The organism is Rhizobium sp. BK650 (assembly GCF_014195325.1).
Taxonomy (GTDB): domain Bacteria; phylum Pseudomonadota; class Alphaproteobacteria; order Rhizobiales; family Rhizobiaceae; genus Rhizobium.
Genome location: NZ_JACIBK010000013.1, coordinates 117,623 through 134,655 on the forward strand (window position 1 = coordinate 117,623; position 17,033 = coordinate 134,655).

Below are 17,033 nucleotides of genomic sequence, written 5' to 3' on the forward strand. Positions count from 1 at the left end.
GATGCGGTGAGCGGCTCGGGCAATGCCGCTGTGATTGCGCTCACTCTGCTCAAGTCGACAAAACATCATGGAGAAGGTCAATGCATGACATAGATCGCGTGCGGCTCGACATGGGCTCCCGGGAACAGGAGTTCGAAGCCGAGCAATTCGAATTCAACGAGATGGAAGCGTGGAGCGGCGAAGCCGAGACTGTCTTCGGCGAGATGGAGAATATGGAACTCGCCAGCGAATTGCTTGAGGTCGGCAGCGAGGCCGAGCTCGAATATTTCCTCGGCGGGCTGATCAAGAAGGCTGGCCGCGCCTTGGGCGGCTTCATCAAGTCAGGCGACGGGCAAGCGCTCGTCGGAATGCTCAAGAATGCTGCCGGCAAGCTTCTGCCGCAGGCCGGCGCGGCGCTTGGCGGGGCGATCGGCGGTTCCGAGGGCGCGCGCCTCGGTGGCCAGGCGGCTTCGCTTGCGGGCCGCGCCTTCGGCCTCGAACTGGAGGGATTGAGCAATGAGGATCGTGAATTCGAGGTGGCGCGACGCTTCGTCGATCTTGCTGGCGAGGCGGTCAAGAACCTCGTGCAGGCATCGCCGGGGCGGGCCGTCGGCGGTGGCGCCGCGGGTGCGCTTGCCGCCGCCATCCAGGCAAAGGCACCAGGCCTCGTTCCATCGACGACCGGTCAGCCCCACCACGGCCGCACAAAAAGCGGCAGCTGGGTTCGGCGCGGCCATACGATTATTCTCATCGGAGCGTGATAGCCATGTCGGCCGCCCCGCTTGCTCATTGGATGCTGGAACAGGAGGCGAGAGCCCTGCTGACGCGGCTCGCCCGGCTGAAGCCATTCGTGCTCAACCAGCCGATGGTCCCGGCGGCAAGCTTCCTGCCCACGGCGCAGCTTGCGATCGAGCGCTTTCTGGCGAAGGGGCGCAGCGAACTGAAGGCCCGCATTCGCCAGTTTATAGTCTGGGTCAACGGCCCCGGGCGACGGGTACCGGCAGCCGAGGCACAGCAGCGGTTCGTCTTTCTCAGGCTGCGTTTCAACGCCGTGCTGTCGCAGCTCGATCTTTTCGACCATGTGCTCGCGCAGCGCGGACAGAACGAGCTTGGTGTCTGGCTTTCGGGCCTCGACGCTGTGTCTTCCGACGCCCTGGCACTGCCCGATTATTACAAGGCGCCGCCGGTGGTCTGCTATCTCGATCGCGGCGTGGGGGCAGCCATCCGGCGCGCCCGCACACGCCTGCCTGGTGGCGGTGAGAATCCGGTCTCGATCATCCGCATTCCGCGCGAACGCATGATCAGCAGCGGCATCTCTTCGTCGCTGATCCATGAAGTCGGGCATCAGGGGGCAGAACTTCTTGGGCTCGTCGCTTCGCTGCGGCCGGCAATATGCCAAAAGGGCGCAAGATCTCGGGATCCTCTGGTCTGGAACCTCTGGGAGCGCTGGGTCTCCGAAGTGATCTCTGATTTCTGGTCGGTCGCCCGCCTCGGTATCGTATCGACCTTGGGCCTGATCGGCGTCGTAGGACTGCCGCGCCCCTTCGTATTCCGGCTCAATGTCGACGATCCGCACCCCATGCCCTGGATCCGGGTCAAGCTCAGCTGCGCGATCGGCGACGCACTCAACCCGCACCCTCAATGGCAGCGTGTCGCTCGGGTGTGGGAAAGCTACTATCCGCTCGACAGGCTTTCAGGCGCTCAGCGCAACTTGATCCTCCGGCTCGAGGAAAGCCTGCCGGCTTTTGCTGAACTGCTTGCTGGTCATCGCCCGCCGTCGCTTAAGGGACGCTCGCTCGCCGAGGCGCTTGAGGCGCACGACCGCCGGCCCGAGCGGCTCGGCTCCCTGTTTCACGCATGGCGGCGCGAGCCCGCGCAAATGTACCGGGCGCCGCCCTCGCTCGTCTTTGCCGCCATCGGCCAGGCGAAGGCCGACGGCTATCTCGGCCCGGAAGACGAAAGTGATCTTCTGGCGCGACTGCTGACCCATTGGGCGATCGGCAGCACCTTGAATGTCGTCCCGGTCTGGACGGCCGTGCCCGGCCGACCACCCGAAACTATCCCCGCAATCTGATCATGGAGTAACGAGCATGACCCTAGCCTCTCCTACGACAAATTACTGGTCCTGCAGGATCATCTATTCACCTGCGAAACTCTATGAAGGCTCGCGGGCGGAAGTTCGCGTCGTGTTAGGACACGACACGGACGGGGACGTGAACCCCGACAAGCATCCGGATTTTTATGGTCTCTTCGATTACAGTTTCACGCTTGACGGAGAGGATCTGGTCAACGCGCAGCAATTGAAGGCTTTCCAGAATCCGGACGTATTCATTGTCAACGTCCCCGAGGGAAGGCATGAGCTCAGGGTGACGGCGAAGCTCATGCGCACGCCGCGGCGCAAGATCAAGAATTTCGATCAGATCCCTTCCACCCTCGATAACGCCGTGACGATCGTGGTCTCCGACAGAGATGATCTTACGACGAAGGTGGCACTGCAGCGCTCAGTATCCTCGCCGACGCCCGACCAGGCTCTCTGGGCAGCGATCCGCAATCGCACCTCGGCGATGAGTTTTCCCCGATATCAGCGCTTCATCGACAACTTGCTCGGCGACAAGCAGGTCTTCGACAAGCTGGTCAAGACGGTGGAGGACAGGGTCACTGGTCTCGGGCGCCAAAGCCCGCCTCTCGGCGTCTTCGGTCCCCACGCCTACGGCATTCTCAAGCTCGCGACACAAGCCTTTGTGACTTTGGAGAGCGGTCTGGCCTTCCGCGACCGGGATGTCTTCGGACGTCGCGACGACATTTTCAGTGCCGAGCACGAAGACATCCGGATGGACCGGGAGGGCGTCACGGCCGACGAACTCGAAATGCATCTTCAGGAATACCTCAGAACGGCAGATGGGCAGCCTGTCGCCCCGCCCTACCTCAAACGCATTGTCCGCGCCTTCATCAGTCTCGACGACAATGATCCGGCCCACCTGGAGGGTTCGCCTTTCAGCGAGGGCATTCTCTGGAGGCGTTTCAGCCATCCAAGCATGATGGAACTGATCTGGTCCTATTGGCTGGAAGAGGGCATGCTGGTGCAGACGATCAACGCGATTGCCCTGCGCTTCCAGAATCGCCGCAGTTCTGCAGACGATCCGCTCGGGGAGCTGGAATTCGATCCGTTGCGCCCGCTCAACAATCTTCTCTGGGGCTATATCCAGGACGAGCACAACCGTCTCACAGTCTCGCGACGCGCCTATGAATACCAGCATCACTATGGCCTGGTGCTTCAAGGCAAGGCGGTTCGGGGCATGGCGCCGGCCGATACCCGCTCTAAGTTCATCGAAGCGTTCCACAATCTGCTCTATCGCACCAGCCAGTTCTACCGGGAAGACCGCGACACGACCGTGATCGCCGATGCCTTCCCACTCTTAAATGCACTGAAGGAAGTCCATCTCATCCTGGCGGAGGGCGCACACAACCAGTTCGGCGACCTGACCTGGACGGCGCGCGGCGAGATGCTGATCAACCAGTGGATGCTGGCACGACCTGAGATGCGCGAATTCCTGCGCGGCCGCTACATGGTGCCCTACCAGGAAGGGTGGATGGGTGCGGTCGACTGCATGAAGAAGCTGCAAGGCTGGTCGGATACGTCGATTACGCATTTCCACGAACTGGCGGTTACCGGCGAGCGTATCCTGCTGTCGATCCGGTACGGAGATTGGGTCGACATCAACAATATCGAGGAGCAGGCCAAAAACTGGGCCCGCAACTGCAAGCCCGAGATTCAGCGCTACCTGCACGGCTATCAGGCCGTCACCGGCGTTGATCTTGCGGCCGAGACGACCGAGGCGCAGGACGGTGCGGGAAGGCTCACCCAACCGTCGAAGCTCCTGCAGCGGCGACTGATGGTTCAGCGTAGCGGCTCTCCCGGACGCCGGCCAGGAGCCATGCGAACGATCGGCTCCTCCACCAGCTCACCCGAGGAGATGCAGCCGGTCCGCTCTGCCCAGAAATATCTCGCCGAGAAATAGGCCAGGGTCATGCCCGACTTTACCTCGGCCCTTTATCTGGGCCTCACCCACGGCCATGGCTCGCTCAAGCCATGGTCGCAACTGACGACCGGGCGCCCGGCAGCGCTCGGATTTTCCCGGGAGGCCGCTGACCTCGAATGCGCGCTCGCCGACTTTCTCGGATGCGGCGCCGTTGCGATCGGGCCTTCCACGTTTCATTTGTTCTGGGACCTGTTCGATATGTTTGCCGACAAAGACATTGCGGTTCACGTGGACAGCGGCGCCTATCCTATCGCGCGCTGGGCAGTCGGCAGTGTCTGCGCACGCGGAGCGCCACAATTAATGTTCCGCTCCCATGATCGAAACGCCCTTCAAGCCTCGCTTGCGCGGCGGCCGGCAGGCAGCAGGCCGCTTGTACTCGTGGATGGGCTGAACCCGCTGACCGGGCAGCCTGCTCCCCTGCCGGACTATCTTGATCTTGTCCGGCGAATGAAAGGATGGCTCGTTCTCGACGACACCCAGGCAATTGGAATTTTTGGCAAAAATCCCTGTTGCGATCGACCGCTCGGTAGCGGCGGGGCGGGCACACCAGCCTGGTTCGGGCTCAGTGACGCGCGCCTCATCCGCGTCGCCTCGCTTGCCAAGGGTTTTGGAGTGCCGCTTGCCCTGATCGGCGGCAGCCGTGCCTTCATCGAACGGTTCAAAGCAATGAGCAAGACGCGCGTGCACTGCAGTCCACCCTCGCAGGCAGACCTTGCGGCGACGCGCCGAGCGTTGATCGTCAACTCGCGGCATGGTGAGACGCTCCGCCGGCGATTGATCCAGGTGATCTCGTTGTTCCGGCAGGGGCTGAGCAGATTGGGCCTTACGGCCGGAGGCGGGTATTTTCCGGTCCAGACCCTGATCCTGCCCGGGTGCATATCCGCCGCTCGCCTGCATACGGCGCTTGAATGCTTGGGCGTTGCAACCGTTCTTCACCGTGCGCGTCGTGGCGGCCAGGCCCTTGTCAGCTTCGTTTTGAACGCCGGGCATCGCTTTGCCGATATCGAAGCGGGGCTTGCGGCCCTCAGCATGCTCATCACTTCCCGCACGCGACAGAAACCAGCCATGCTAATCCAGGAGTAACAGCCATGGACAGATTGTTGCGGTTCAATCCTGAGCCTTTCGGCCCGGAACTGGAACTGGAGAATTTCGAGCATCAGTTCGAAAGCGAAACCGAGATGGAAGAGGAGTTCCGCCCCCGCGGCGGGATGAGAGGTTCGGCGCGGCCAGGGCGATCCCAAACGCGTCCGTCGCCTTATCGCCCGCCGGCGCGCATATCAGGCTCCCCTCATCAGTTTCGGACGGCGCAGGGACGTTTCGCTGGTCAAACGGCTTCGTCTTTGCGCAGCCCGGGAGGTGGTTTGGGGCGATTGCGCAAGGGCGGCGGACAACAAGGCCACCCGTGGACGACGACGAAACCAGGCCAGCGCCATTTCGGCCTTGTCTATCACGGTTGGCGCAATCCCTGGAGGGACGTGATTTTTGCGCCGACGGGCGCCTATGACGGCGGCATGCCATCGGAATTCGTGAGCTGGATCCAGTCCAGCCTCAACGATCGGCTCGGCCTTCGCCTGCCTGTCGATGGCATCATGTCGGCTGCCACGCGCAGTGCCGTGCGCAGTTTCCAGGAGCGGCAGGGACTGCCCGTGACCGGCCTCGTCGGACCCGAGACCGAGGCCGCTCTCAGACAGGGGCCAGCGGGTGGCGGCGCGACGGGGGCGTCTGATCCGGCTGCAGCATCGGCCGCTGAGCCGGCACAGCCGCCGGCAGACGCGACGGCAGCGCCCAGCGATGGCGCGGCTGCAGGCGAACTGGAATTCGATATCGAGGCCTACCACCCGCAGCGTCGCCGCAAGAGGCCAAAGAGCGGCTATTCGAAATCGGCGCCGGCTCCAGGCCCAGCCCCCCTGCCGGCGGTAACGATTGCGGCGAATGCCGCGAGCATCGCCCGCAAGCAATACGCCCTCTGGGACAAGGGCAAACTGTCGGAAACGCAGTCACGCGCACTGCCCATGCTCCAGGACTATTGGAAGACCGGCCTGGGCATCAGCTATTCGTCCGCCCAACTGGCATCACCGGCCTTTCAGAAGGCGCATTACTGGAGCGCTGCCTTCATCAGTTGGGTCATGCGGAAGGCAGGCGCTGGCAGCGCCTTCAAATATGCGGCCTCCCACTCGGTCTATTTTGTCGCAGCGCGCAAGAACCGCGCGGAGAACAATAGCAATCCCTTCAAAGCTTACCGTCCGACCGAGATCGCTCCACGTCCGGGCGACCTGATCTGCAACTGGCGTGACAGGCCGGTCACCTATGACAGCGTAAAGCCGGGCGATCCCGGCCATTGCGATGTGGTCGTGGAGGTCAAATCCGATCACCTGCTGGCGATCGGCGGCAACAAAGGCACGAACGGCACCGTGCTGATGGTCAAAGTGCCGATTGATGCGAATGGCCGCCTCAAGGGTGCGAAGTTCTACGGCATCATCCGCGCCGAAGACACAGGCGGCTCCGTCAGCCCGGCTCCTTCGCCCCGGCCCCAGCCGTCTTGGGATCCCGCCCCTTCGGTCGTTCCCCTTCCCCATGTCGCCGTACCGTCGGTAACGAGGTCCGAACAAGTGCCGCCTGCCACGACGCTCTATGCCAGGATCGACCTCGCCATCACCGACAAATTCGGCATCAAGGCCGAACCGATGACCGGCATATTCGTCCCCAACGGCTTCGTCAGCGGTCGCACGACGGACATCGTGCTCTGGCTGCATGGACATAAGGGCGATGCCAACCGCAGGCTCACCATCGACCAATACTGGAAGGCGAGCCGTGTGCCCTACGGCGCATTCCGCGAGGGCGTCAATGACAGCGATCGCAACCTTGTGCTCGTCGCTCCTACTCTCGGCGCGCGGTCGGAGGCCGGCACTCTGGTGAAGCCTGGCGGCCTGGATCGATACCTTGCTCAGGTGCTTAGCGTTCTCGGTCAGGGCGTTCCATCCGGGCTCGGCAATCTCATTCTGGCCTGTCACAGCGGTGGCGGCTCGCCCATGCGGCGAATTGCAGGCGGCAGCGACAGGGCGTTGGCAAACCTGCGTGAATGCTGGGGGTACGATTGCACCTACAATACCGGCGACGACGGGTTCTGGGCGGACTGGGCCAAAAGGCATCCAGGCGCGCGCTGCTTCATCTACTACATCAAAGGGTCGCCCACCGCCAAGCTCGCCGAATCCCTGCAAAACAAGGGTGTACCGAACGCGATCGTCCTGCCGTCCAGGGACGGTCGTCACAACTACGTCCCCATCACGCATTGGAAGGAGCGCCTTCAGGGAGCGCCCTTCCTGCGCACGCGCAGGTCATCTGGCCCGGGACCATCGCCGCAACCGGTCCCGCAGCCACTTCCTTCGGGAGAACCCAATGACCTGAAATCGCTCAGCCATGCAGAGTTCATAGAATTCGTCGGTACACGCGCGCGCAAAGCGATGTCAGCCACCGGCGTGCCGGCTTCCGTCACGGTTGCGCAGGCCATCGTGGAGACCGGCTGGGGCAAACACACGATCGGCTCGGCCAAGAACCTCTTCGGGATCAAGGGCAAGGGACCGGCGGGCAGCGTGACCGTGCCGACCAAGGAATATGTCAACGGGCAATGGATCACGATTGAGGCTCCCTTCGCCAAGTATAACAGCTTCGAGGAGAGTATTGTCGAACACGCGCGCTTCTTCCTGCGCAACAAGCGATATGCGAAGGCACTCAGCGTGAAAGATGATGCCGAAGCATTCGCACGCGAGATTCACAAGGCCGGATATGCGACGGGTCCGGACTATGCGAGCCAGCTGATCAAGTTGATGCGGCAGAACAATCTGCGTCGCTTCGATAGCTAGGCGCTGAATCGGTGCATTTAAATGCGCAGATGGCGGCTGGTTTGCCGCCATCACGCTCCGCCGAAATCCACGACATCGGCCGATCCGAGATATTGCCTGATCCGGTTCCGTCGCGGCAACAAGGGAGGCGATCAATTGATCGGTCGCACTTCGCCTATGCGACGATCGGGCAGGTCGCGTGTGTTGGCTCGCCGGATCTGCAGGGCCCTGTCCGTCACTCCCAGCCGCTGCGCCGCCTTTTGCAGGCTACCGTTCTCAAGGCGTGTGGCGCAGCGAATGGCGCAGTCTTCAGCCGCCCGCCCGATTTCCTTCAGTCCGACACCGAGCAGGACAGCGCGCTGGACAAGCGTCTCGAAAACGTCGTCGGGCCAATCCTGGAGCCTGGTGAGATCGGTGGGACGCTCGTTGCGAGGAACGTAGCCGATACTGATGATGCCGTCCTCCGCACAGCGATACATGAGGCGAGCGATGACCTGCTGGAGGTCCCTGATATTGCCCGGATAGTTTCGCTCCATAAGATACCGGCAGACCGCATCATCGAGAACTGGCGGACGCTTCGAACCGGACATCCTGCGAATGAAATAATGTGCGAGCGGGATAATGTCTTCGGTCCGCTCGCGCAGCGGCGGCAGGCGTGTGACGAAGCCGGCGATGCGAAAATAGAGATCGGCGCGGAAGGTGCCTTGCTCCACCATCTCGACAAGATCACGGTTGGTCGCGCAGACCAGCCTGAAGCGTGTGCGGTGCCAGGTCGTCCCGCCGACACGTTTATAGGAATGCTCCTGGATGACGCGCAGGAGTTGGGCCTGCAGCGCGAGCGGCAATTCGCCGACCTCGTCAAGGAACAGCGTGCCGCCATCCGCTAAGGCGAAGGCACCCTGGCGATCGCTGAACGCGCCGGTAAAGGCGCCGCGCTCATGGCCGAAAAATTCGCTTCCTGACAGTTCCGGAACGATCGTCGAGCAATCAAGTATCACCATGTCGCGCTTTTGAGGGCGTGGATCGAGCTCGTGAATGAGCCTGGCTGTCACTTCTTTGCCGGTGCCACTTTCGCCCATCAACAGAACCGAGCTGTCGCCGAAATGGGCGGTTTCGACGATATCGCGCAGAAGGCTGCGCCATTGGCGGCTATTGCCCACAACAACATCGCCGAGGACTGATTGTTCAAAGAGCCGGTCGATCGACAGTTTCCGTTGAATGCGCGCCTTGATCTGAGAAGCGACCCTGCCGGGATCGCTCCAGTAGATGACGTCGGCAGCGCCGGCCCGAAGCAAAGACCAGCCTTCGGTTTCAGAAAGACCGCTGGATGCGAGCACGACCGCGATCACGTGGTCCGTGTCGCGGCGAAACCGAAGTCTTCCGTCTTCCAGGGGAGGAGCGACGAAATGGAGCCCGAGGGACCCCGCATCGGCTCCATCCGCTGTCGTCACGATGCCTTCCGCTGCCAAAGCGGCCGTGATCTGTGTCTTCAGATCGTCGGCAATCTCGCCCGAGTATTCTACCCAGCAATTCGCTTTCATGGCTATTGCTCCTGCGCGAACGCAAGGGATGTCGCGACGACCGGGCTTGTGATGAGCGAAAGCGACCGAACTTCGACGAGAAACAACCCTTTCCGGACACGATACAATCCTTCGCGACAACGTCCGTCGATCAATTATGCGATGTCGACTGCCAGGCTTGCTGGCACAGCGATGACGGCCTGTCCTTCAATTGCAAGGCCAAGGGCGCACAAGCCACCCGTGCGCAATCGGCAGATAGGGCCCGCCCCGAAAGGGGCAGGCCGGTTCTTTGAGCAGGCTGATATTCAACAGTGAGGTCACCCGCAGACCTGATCGCAATCATGCTTATCCTCGGGCGCGTGAACCACACGCCCAGCCACGACTGTTTCGGCTCCCTGCCAATTTCAAGGTGACATCATTGCGAGCAATAAAGCGGTAGTACCAAGCGGCTGCTGAACAGCAAACATTTCCCGGCAGATGGTAAACCTAACCCTTAGGAAGTATATAATAGGCTTAAATCTTCGAAGCGTCTACTACTAGTTAGAAATTTTAATGTATCGTCTGTTAGTCCAAAAATGAAACACCTCGAAAGGCAGTTCGTCATAGCATCGATCTGGACCGCATAAACGCCTAATTCTGTACCGGCATATCCCAGGGATTGATCACGGTTTCGTCGGTGTCTTCGAAGTCCTTGATGTTGCGGGTGACGACGATCAGGTCGTGGATGATCGCGGTTTCGGCGAGCAGCCCAGCCCACATGCTTTGAGCCGCCTTTCCGCCTCACTCGTTCTCCAGAAGGAGTCAGCGTCGCGAGCCAGCAAACGCTCACGGCTCGAACCAGTTAAAAATCCCATGGATTAAGGAGATGACCGGAGGTTCAAGACCGGGTTGAACTGGCAAAATACCAAGGCTAGGTTGCCCCTCCACCATGAGCGCAAACACGAGGATGTCATGCCAACTGGCAAGGTAAAGTTTTTCAATCAGGATAAGGGCTTTGGTTTCATCACGCCGGAGACAGGGGGATCCGATGTTTTCGTACACGTCACCGCGCTCCAATATGGCGACGGGTTGAAGGAGGGTCAGAGCGTCTCCTACGATCTGGGCCAGGATCGCAAGACCGGCAAGTCGAAGGCGGAAAATGTCAGACCGCTCTGACGTCGCCTTCCAAAGATGCCAGGCAATTGAAGGGCGGCGATCAAGGCGCCCTTCTGCCTATTAGTTCAATCTGCAAGTGAGCTCTAACAGGTCGGTGACGCCAGCGACGAGCTTACCCCGGAGGTACCATCCGCTCACATCTATTGCGATCCGTCAACGCATGGCACGAAGGCCGGACCGTCCGACTGTCGGCAATATTGCTTATCTATCTTAGGTTGCCATCAGGAAGGTAATCCCGTAAAGATTACAGATGCGCAACGATAGGTGAGCCGCTAGGATGGAGACGAATCCCACCGAAGGCTTTGATGCGGCTTTGACACTCACTGATACGCTCGACCATCTGCCGACCAACAAACGGCGTGAGCTCGCCCAGGTGTTGGAGATCATCTTTTCCGAAGTCGAGCAGTTCCGCGCCACCAAGTTGTCGGCGAGACGTGCCGGCAGCCAGGTTCTCAAGGTCATCCTCTATGGCTCTTATGCCCGCGGCGACTGGGTGGAGGATCGCTCCAGCGGCTATCGTTCCGATTACGATCTGCTGATCGTCGTCAACTCGGATAGTTTTGCCCAGGAGCACGAACTGTGGCTTATGCTCGACGAGCGGCTCTTGCAGGAGCAGATCGCCCACAGGATCGAGACACCGGTCATTCCGATCGTCCACAGTCTGCATGACGTCAACGACCAGCTGTCGCGCGGTCGGCCGTTCTTCGTCGATATCGCAAGAGACGGCAAAGTCCTCTACGAGGAGGAAGGACATCCCCTCGCGCAGCCGAAGGCTCTGAACAAGGAGCAGGCTCGAGCGGAGGCACGCCGGCATTTTGAGCAATGGTTTCCGGATGCAGAATTCTACCTGAAACTTGCCGAGTTCTCGATCGCAGAAGACAAGCCAAAGCACGCCGCGTTCAATCTGCATCAGGCTACCGAGCGGCTCTATCACTGCTTCCTGCTAACTCTGACCCTCTACAGCCCGAAATCACACCGCATCAAGGTGCTGCGTTCCAAAGCGGAGGAGGTCGACAAACGGCTGATCGAGGCATGGCCGCGAGACAACCGTATCGCCCGGCGGCGTTTCGAGCTCCTGTCGCGCGCCTATGTCGAGGCACGGTACTCGCCAAATTACGAGATCAGTTCACAGGATCTCGCGTGGCTGATCGAGCGGGTGAAGATTCTTCAGCAAACGGTCGAGTCGATATGCAGAGAGAAGTTGGAGGATGCCGGTTAGAGGAAGCGGTCGACTTGAGGGCGGAACCGACCGGGACCACAGTGGTCATATCGGCCGGTCACTGACCATATTGCCGTCGAATGGGGCCGTATCGCAGGGATGCGACGCCGAGGCGATATCAATTGGGCTGCCCGGCCACTGCGCCGGGTCGCGTCGTTGTAGTAGCTTGATGCCTGCTGGACCGATCGATGGCGGGATTGCTCCATCGCCTCGGGAAGGGGAATGCCGCGATTGGCGGCTTCGGTGAGATAACCCGATCTTAGCCCGTGTGCCGAAAACTCCCCCGCATCTAACCCAGCCATCGCCGCCCGCTGCTTCAGGATGGCATTGACCGACTGCGGATCCAGCGCCCGCCGCGAGACGGTGCCCCATCGCCCGATCCCCCGGAACACGCTGCCCTTGTCGATCTTGGCGGTCGCCAGCCACGCATTTAACGCCTCGACAGGCAGGCCCGTGAGGTAGACGACATCGTCCTGCTCGCCGGTCGCCGTTTTTGTGCGGCCAAGATGAATGGCCAGAGAGGGGAGGGGAGGGCCACTCGATCGGCGCCTCGACGATCAGCTGCTCGACGCGAAGCGCGGCGATTTCGCTGCGCCGGCGGCCACCGGAGGCAAAGGCGACCATAAGGATCGCCCGGTCACGGAGATCGCGCAGGCTGTCGGTCGCGCACGTCGCCAGCAGCTTGGTCAGCACGTCGCCGGTGACTGCCTTGGCGCTCTTGCGGCGCGGCGTCCGCGGCACGGCGCGCACGGCGAGACGAATGGCGGATTTCAGGGCGGGGGACCGGAAAGCGCCGTCGAGGCCGCGCCATTTGGTCAGCGTCGACCAGTTCGCCAGCCGCCGGCGCACGGTGGCCGGCGCATGCGGGCCGGTGGATTTCAAAAAACTTTGGCGCCGTAGGTTGTCGGCGGCGTCATCAGGCATGCCGTGATCGGGATCGCTGGCACGCTTCTCCGGGTCCCACAGATTATGGGCGACGAATTTCAACAGCAGCGCTTCCGGTGCCGGCCAGGGCAGGGGAGCGCCGGTCGCGGCGAGTGACCAGGCTTCCAGATAGGCAAGGTCGGAGGTCAGCGCCCGCAGCGTGTTCTCTCCCATGCCTTCGCTGACGAGGTGCTTGAGCGTCTCGATGTCCTGATCGGTCAGCAGCTCGGCGAGCTAGTCGCGCCGATCGATCGGCAGCACCGCGGCGATCGTATCCAGCTCTTTCGCGCGGCGATCGACAGCGTTCATTTCGGCAGGCCGCGCTCGTCGTACAGATCGTCGTGTGCGGACGTAATGCCATTCGGTACGCTAGCCCGGTCCTCGGCCGCAAGGAACTCCTCCATCGTCCCTGCTTTTTTGGCGATATAGGTTGCTACCCGCCTCTCATCGCGACTGATAATGATTTCGTCGCCGCGAGCTGCGAACTCGATGAGCTCCTCAAGCCGTTCCGCAGCCTCTGCAATTTCGATGAAAATTTTCACCGCGGGCCCTCACCAAACTCTCTGGTGCAGTACTGCATCGAACACCACATCCGTCGAGACGAAGGTGCAATGCTCGAGCCGCGCCTGGGCCGCCAGAATCCGATCCCAGGGATCCCGATGCTCCCAGTCAAAGGCGGCCGCTAGCTCTGCATGCAGATCGCTAATCGACAGCGTCTGCAGGCCGCTGTCGATGACCGCGGCGCGCAGTTCCTGCGGTTTCAGATCGAGCTTCTTCAGCCGCATTTTGTTGTCAAGCTCATAGAAGGACACGGCACTGACCAGGACGTTGTTTCCCTTGTCCTCAATCAGCGACCGTGCCTTTATGGAAAGGCGGTCGCTGCCGATCGTCCACCAGTAGACTGCGTGGCTGTCGAGCAGAACCTTCATGCCTTGGGTCCGCGGTCGGTCGGTGTGCCCTGGAAGACGCCGACGTCGTCGTTGAAGTCGCCGGCGTCGATCGCCGCTTGTTCGCTATCGATATCGTCGAACAGATCGTCGGGCAGGCCGCGTTGCCGCAACAGGCCAAAAGGGCGCTTCCCGCCGTCGGCCGGCCCGATACGGGCGTAAATCTCGTTGCCGCGCATGATCAAAATTTCCTCACCGTGGTTGGCGCGTTGGAGCACCTCGGCAAAGTTTTTGCGCGCCTCGCTGATCTTGTAGCTGGTCTGCGGCATTCTGCGCTCCGATTTCGGTTTCGATCCGAACGTTAGCAGCGCGAATGGGGGCGTACAAGTCGAATGTACATCGAACCGATCGATCGCACCCCAAGATTTACACGCTTAGGCAGAAAGAATACGACATCTTATGGGAACGCGATTGTCTTCTTCAGTCGGATCTCATTGGGGGCAAAGTAAACGTGGACATCAACATCACACAGGCTCAGCGAACGTTGCAGCCGCCACTCTTTTGGCGGCGTGCAGTCGCCTATGTTATTGACATGACTATTTTTGAAATAGTGCTTGGGGCGATAATGATCATCGTTGCATTTAACTTCGGGATACCTCCCAGAGCACGCAGTGTGAAGAGCTTGTCGCTGTGCTGGCTGAGGTATAGTTCCGGCTCGGCGAGCTTGGCGCGATCAGCATCCGATTCCAGATCGAGATATATCGAGGGCCGATGGTCGGCTATGGAGAGTGCCAATGTCGTCTTTCCGACCTGACGCGGGCCGATGAGCGCGACAGCTGGGCGCGTGGCGAGCAGTTCGCTCAGTTCGGATGATATTCTTCGCTCAGTTCGGATGATATTCGACGATTGATCATCCTTGCATTTATGGAGTGAAACTCCAGAATTGCAAGGAAAACTTGGCGACCTTTCTCACGAAGACCGGACGGGATGCGCCCTTACATAAACAACCGCGCGGCGCGACCGTTCTTCCGTTCGGCATTGTTGTAGTAGCTTGCGGCCTGAGGCACTGATTTATGCAGCGATTGCTGCATGGCCTCCTGCAGCGGCACCCCGCGGTTGGCGGCTTCCGTCAGGTAGCCCGACCGCAGTCCGTGTGCCGAAAACGCGCCGATCTCCAGCCCAGCCTGTTTTACCCGTGCCTTAACAATATCATTGACCGCCTTCGGGTCGAGCGCGCGACGGGAAACATTGCCCCAGCGATCGATCGCCCGAAACACGCTGCCGCTGTCGATCTTCGCGGCAGCCAGCCAGGCATTCAGCGCGTCCACAGGCCGGCCCGTGAGATAGACGACCTCATCCTGGCTGGCGCCGGAGTTCTTGGTGCGGCCGAGATGGATGGACAGAGAGGGGAGGGGGATATCGTCCTCGCCGGTGACCGGCGGCTCGATCGCCAGTTGATCCCTGCGCAGACCAGCCACTTCGCTGCGGCGGCGACCGCCGGAGGCGACGGCGAGCATCAGGATTGCCCGATCGCGGATATCGCGCAAGCTGTCGCCGCCACAGGTCGCCAAGAGTTTGGCAAGGACGTCGCCGGTGACCGCCTTGGCGCTTTTGCGGCGGCGTGGCCGCGGCACGGCGCGAACGGCCAGCCGGATCGCCGATTTGAGGGCAGGGGAGGCGAAGGCGCCGTCGAGGCCGCGCCACTTGGTCAGCGTCGACCAGCTGGCGAGCCGACGGCGCACGGTGTCCGGAGCATGCGGTCCGACAACCCGCAGGAAGCCGCTATCCCGCAGGACCTGGTCAACGTCGGCCGGCATGCCGTGATCGGGATCGCTTTCTCGTTTCGCCGGGTCCCAAAGATGATGGGCAACGAACTTCAGCAGCAGCGCTTCCGGCGCCGGCCAGGGCAGGGGGGATGCGGTCGCGGCCAGCGACCAGGCTTCCAGATAGGCGAGGTCGGAGGTGAGTGCGCGCAACGTGTTGTCGCCCATGCCTTCGTTGACGAGGTGTTTGAGCGTCTCGACGTCCTGGTCGGTCAGGAGCTCGGCGAGCTTGTCGCGGCGGTCGATCGGCAGGATGGCGGCCATGGTGTCGAGCGCTTCGGCGCGGCGTGCGACGTCGCCCGAAAAAAGCGGCGCCGGCGACACGGCCATCAGACGCTCTCCGCCGGCGGTCGCCAGCGCGCGATGATCGCTTCGATCTCGCTGCGATAGTCGTAGGGGTAGACGACATCGTCGGCGCGGGCGAGAAAGGTGAAGATCGTCGCCATGTCATCGCCGATGTGTGGGTCGACATTGGCGAGATCGGTGAGATCAAAGCCGCCGTGGACCTCGGCGTTCCACCAGGCGAGCAGGAAATTGGCCACCCGCCGCCCCTGGCCGCTGTCTTCATGGGCAACGTTCAGCAGTTTTTCGAGGGCAAATCTGACGCGGTCTTCCATGGCGAACCACCTTTATTTCCGGAATCGGGCAATGCGACATCAGGGGCCAAGGGCTGCGACGCCTTCCGTGCGTGCGGCCTCGGCCAGCCGGCGGTCGAGCGTGGCAAGCGGCAGACGCTCGAGCAGGGCGAGGGCGAGATAGGCGGCATCATAGGCGCTGAGACGGTACTTGCGCGACAAACGGACAACCTCGGTATCGTCGCCGGGGCCGACGAGCTTTAAGGGCAGGGCACGAAACCGCGACAGTGCTGAATGGACAAGGTCGTCCGAAATCCGACCACGCCGCTCGGCACTCAAGAGAATGCTACGGATCTCATGGCGCAGCAGATCGGGCGCTACGGCGTCCTCGTCGGCCATGCGCGTCATTGCCTGTTCGGCCAGCGTATTATCCTCGTCCGGCAACAGCCAGGCGCCGGCGATCGAGGCATCGACGACAAAGGCCATCAGCGACGGCCTTCCTGCTTCCAGGCCTGAATCTCTTCGTGTGTGACCGGCTTGGCCTGGGTGCGCAGCGCACGGACTGCCTCGATAGCGGCCAGGCGCTGGCGACGCTCGTCGATGGCGACCAAACGGGCAATGGGATCGTTACCACGGGCAATAATAAAGTCCTCACCGGCTTCGACCCGCGCCAGCAGGTCGGACAGGTGGGTTTTGGCCTCGGCGACCTTGACGGTGACGGTCATGATATTTCCTTCCGCTCGCAATCGTCCCGTAGTGTTTCGTGCGCAGGATAGGGCCAATGTCGATGTTGGTCAATGGGTGGACTATCTCACTTCCGATAAGCATTACTTATCGGAAGTGAGCCATCGCGCACATCACCGTCATGGCCGACGGAAGTTATCAGCTTTGTGACTTCCGTGACAGAAAAGAACAGCATTAATTCATATGGTTAATGGGATGGAAACAGCATGCACTTCCGCCAAATTGGCGGTAACGGAGGCGGCGAATGACGCAGGCAATTGAGGGGAGGCCGAACCTGCCCGCGCCTCGGCGGCAAGCTCGGCCGAACCCCTGAGGCGATAGGCCGTTC

The 17,033-nt window shown here is 61.3% G+C and carries 16 protein-coding genes and 2 pseudogenes; 7 read left to right on the plus strand and 11 right to left on the minus strand.

Annotated elements, in window-relative coordinates:
* Nucleotides 1-80: 80 nt before the first annotated feature.
* From FHX15_RS25650 to FHX15_RS25670, 5 genes are read left to right on the plus strand one after another with little or no spacing between them, the layout of a single operon-like run.
* Nucleotides 81-740, plus strand: a complete 660-nt coding sequence (locus FHX15_RS25650) for a hypothetical protein (RefSeq protein ID WP_184401183.1) — start codon at nucleotides 81-83, stop codon at nucleotides 738-740.
* A 5-nt stretch (nucleotides 741-745) separates the two neighbouring features.
* Nucleotides 746-2,053, plus strand: coding sequence for a hypothetical protein (locus FHX15_RS25655; protein WP_184401184.1), 1,308 nt, complete (start codon nucleotides 746-748; stop codon nucleotides 2,051-2,053).
* Between the two features lie 16 nt (nucleotides 2,054-2,069).
* Nucleotides 2,070-3,998: a hypothetical protein gene (locus FHX15_RS25660; protein WP_184401185.1), complete on the plus strand. Its 1,929-nt coding sequence runs from the start codon at nucleotides 2,070-2,072 to the stop codon at nucleotides 3,996-3,998.
* A 9-nt stretch (nucleotides 3,999-4,007) separates the two neighbouring features.
* Nucleotides 4,008-5,102 carry an aminotransferase class I/II-fold pyridoxal phosphate-dependent enzyme gene (locus tag FHX15_RS25665; protein WP_184401186.1) on the plus strand — a complete coding sequence of 365 codons (1,095 nt, stop codon included), beginning with the start codon at nucleotides 4,008-4,010 and terminating at the stop codon, nucleotides 5,100-5,102.
* 5 nt (nucleotides 5,103-5,107) lie between these two features.
* Nucleotides 5,108-7,879: a DUF2272 domain-containing protein gene (locus FHX15_RS25670; protein ID WP_184401187.1), complete on the plus strand. Its 2,772-nt coding sequence runs from the start codon at nucleotides 5,108-5,110 to the stop codon at nucleotides 7,877-7,879.
* A gap of 131 nt (nucleotides 7,880-8,010) precedes the next feature.
* Here FHX15_RS25670 and FHX15_RS25675 read toward each other — a convergent pair whose 3' ends face one another.
* Entirely contained in the window at nucleotides 8,011-9,399 is a 1,389-nt protein-coding gene (locus FHX15_RS25675) for a sigma 54-interacting transcriptional regulator (RefSeq protein ID WP_184401188.1), read from the minus strand.
* 609 nt (nucleotides 9,400-10,008) lie between these two features.
* Nucleotides 10,009-10,128: pseudogene (locus tag FHX15_RS31120) on the minus strand (type II toxin-antitoxin system VapC family toxin); the annotation flags it as partial.
* A 201-nt stretch (nucleotides 10,129-10,329) separates the two neighbouring features.
* Here FHX15_RS31120 and FHX15_RS25680 point away from each other — a divergent pair.
* Together FHX15_RS25680 and FHX15_RS25685 are read left to right on the plus strand one after the other, a co-directional pair.
* Nucleotides 10,330-10,533 carry a cold-shock protein gene (locus tag FHX15_RS25680; RefSeq protein WP_184401189.1) on the plus strand — a complete coding sequence of 68 codons (204 nt, stop codon included), beginning with the start codon at nucleotides 10,330-10,332 and terminating at the stop codon, nucleotides 10,531-10,533.
* 277 nt (nucleotides 10,534-10,810) lie between these two features.
* The gene (locus FHX15_RS25685; RefSeq protein ID WP_184401190.1) at nucleotides 10,811-11,752 is read left to right on the plus strand and encodes a HEPN domain-containing protein; all 942 of its coding nucleotides are present in this window, start codon (nucleotides 10,811-10,813) and stop codon (nucleotides 11,750-11,752) included.
* A gap of 116 nt (nucleotides 11,753-11,868) precedes the next feature.
* Here FHX15_RS25685 and FHX15_RS25690 read toward each other — a convergent pair.
* From FHX15_RS25690 to FHX15_RS25730, 9 genes and pseudogenes are all read right to left on the minus strand, one after another.
* Nucleotides 11,869-12,985: pseudogene (locus FHX15_RS25690) on the minus strand (site-specific integrase); the annotation flags it as partial.
* Nucleotides 12,982-13,218 carry a prevent-host-death family protein gene (locus FHX15_RS25695; protein WP_184401191.1) on the minus strand — a complete coding sequence of 79 codons (237 nt, stop codon included), beginning with the start codon at nucleotides 13,216-13,218 and terminating at the stop codon, nucleotides 12,982-12,984. The pseudogene FHX15_RS25690 and the gene FHX15_RS25695, both read right to left, overlap by 4 nt.
* A gap of 9 nt (nucleotides 13,219-13,227) precedes the next feature.
* Complete coding sequence (locus tag FHX15_RS25700; protein WP_184401192.1) at nucleotides 13,228-13,605, minus strand: type II toxin-antitoxin system VapC family toxin; 378 nt, start codon at nucleotides 13,603-13,605, stop codon at nucleotides 13,228-13,230.
* A complete protein-coding gene (locus FHX15_RS25705) occupies nucleotides 13,602-13,892 on the minus strand; it encodes a type II toxin-antitoxin system Phd/YefM family antitoxin (protein ID WP_184401193.1) in 291 nt (96 codons plus the stop codon). The genes FHX15_RS25700 and FHX15_RS25705 overlap by 4 nt, the downstream gene beginning before the upstream one ends.
* Nucleotides 13,893-14,142: 250 nt before the next feature.
* Nucleotides 14,143-14,460 carry an AAA family ATPase gene (locus FHX15_RS25710; protein ID WP_409527036.1) on the minus strand — a complete coding sequence of 106 codons (318 nt, stop codon included), beginning with the start codon at nucleotides 14,458-14,460 and terminating at the stop codon, nucleotides 14,143-14,145.
* A gap of 98 nt (nucleotides 14,461-14,558) precedes the next feature.
* On the minus strand, nucleotides 14,559-15,716 hold the full coding sequence (locus FHX15_RS25715) for a site-specific integrase (RefSeq protein ID WP_184401194.1): 1,158 nt from the start codon (nucleotides 15,714-15,716) through the stop codon (nucleotides 14,559-14,561).
* Nucleotides 15,716-16,003, minus strand: a complete 288-nt coding sequence (locus FHX15_RS25720; protein ID WP_184401195.1) for a hypothetical protein — start codon at nucleotides 16,001-16,003, stop codon at nucleotides 15,716-15,718. The genes FHX15_RS25715 and FHX15_RS25720 overlap by 1 nt, the downstream gene beginning before the upstream one ends.
* Nucleotides 16,004-16,042: 39 nt before the next feature.
* Entirely contained in the window at nucleotides 16,043-16,447 is a 405-nt protein-coding gene (locus tag FHX15_RS25725; RefSeq protein ID WP_184401196.1) for a type II toxin-antitoxin system VapC family toxin, read from the minus strand.
* Nucleotides 16,447-16,686 carry a type II toxin-antitoxin system Phd/YefM family antitoxin gene (locus tag FHX15_RS25730; protein ID WP_184401197.1) on the minus strand — a complete coding sequence of 80 codons (240 nt, stop codon included), beginning with the start codon at nucleotides 16,684-16,686 and terminating at the stop codon, nucleotides 16,447-16,449. The genes FHX15_RS25725 and FHX15_RS25730 overlap by 1 nt, the downstream gene beginning before the upstream one ends.
* Nucleotides 16,687-17,033 lie beyond the last annotated feature (347 nt).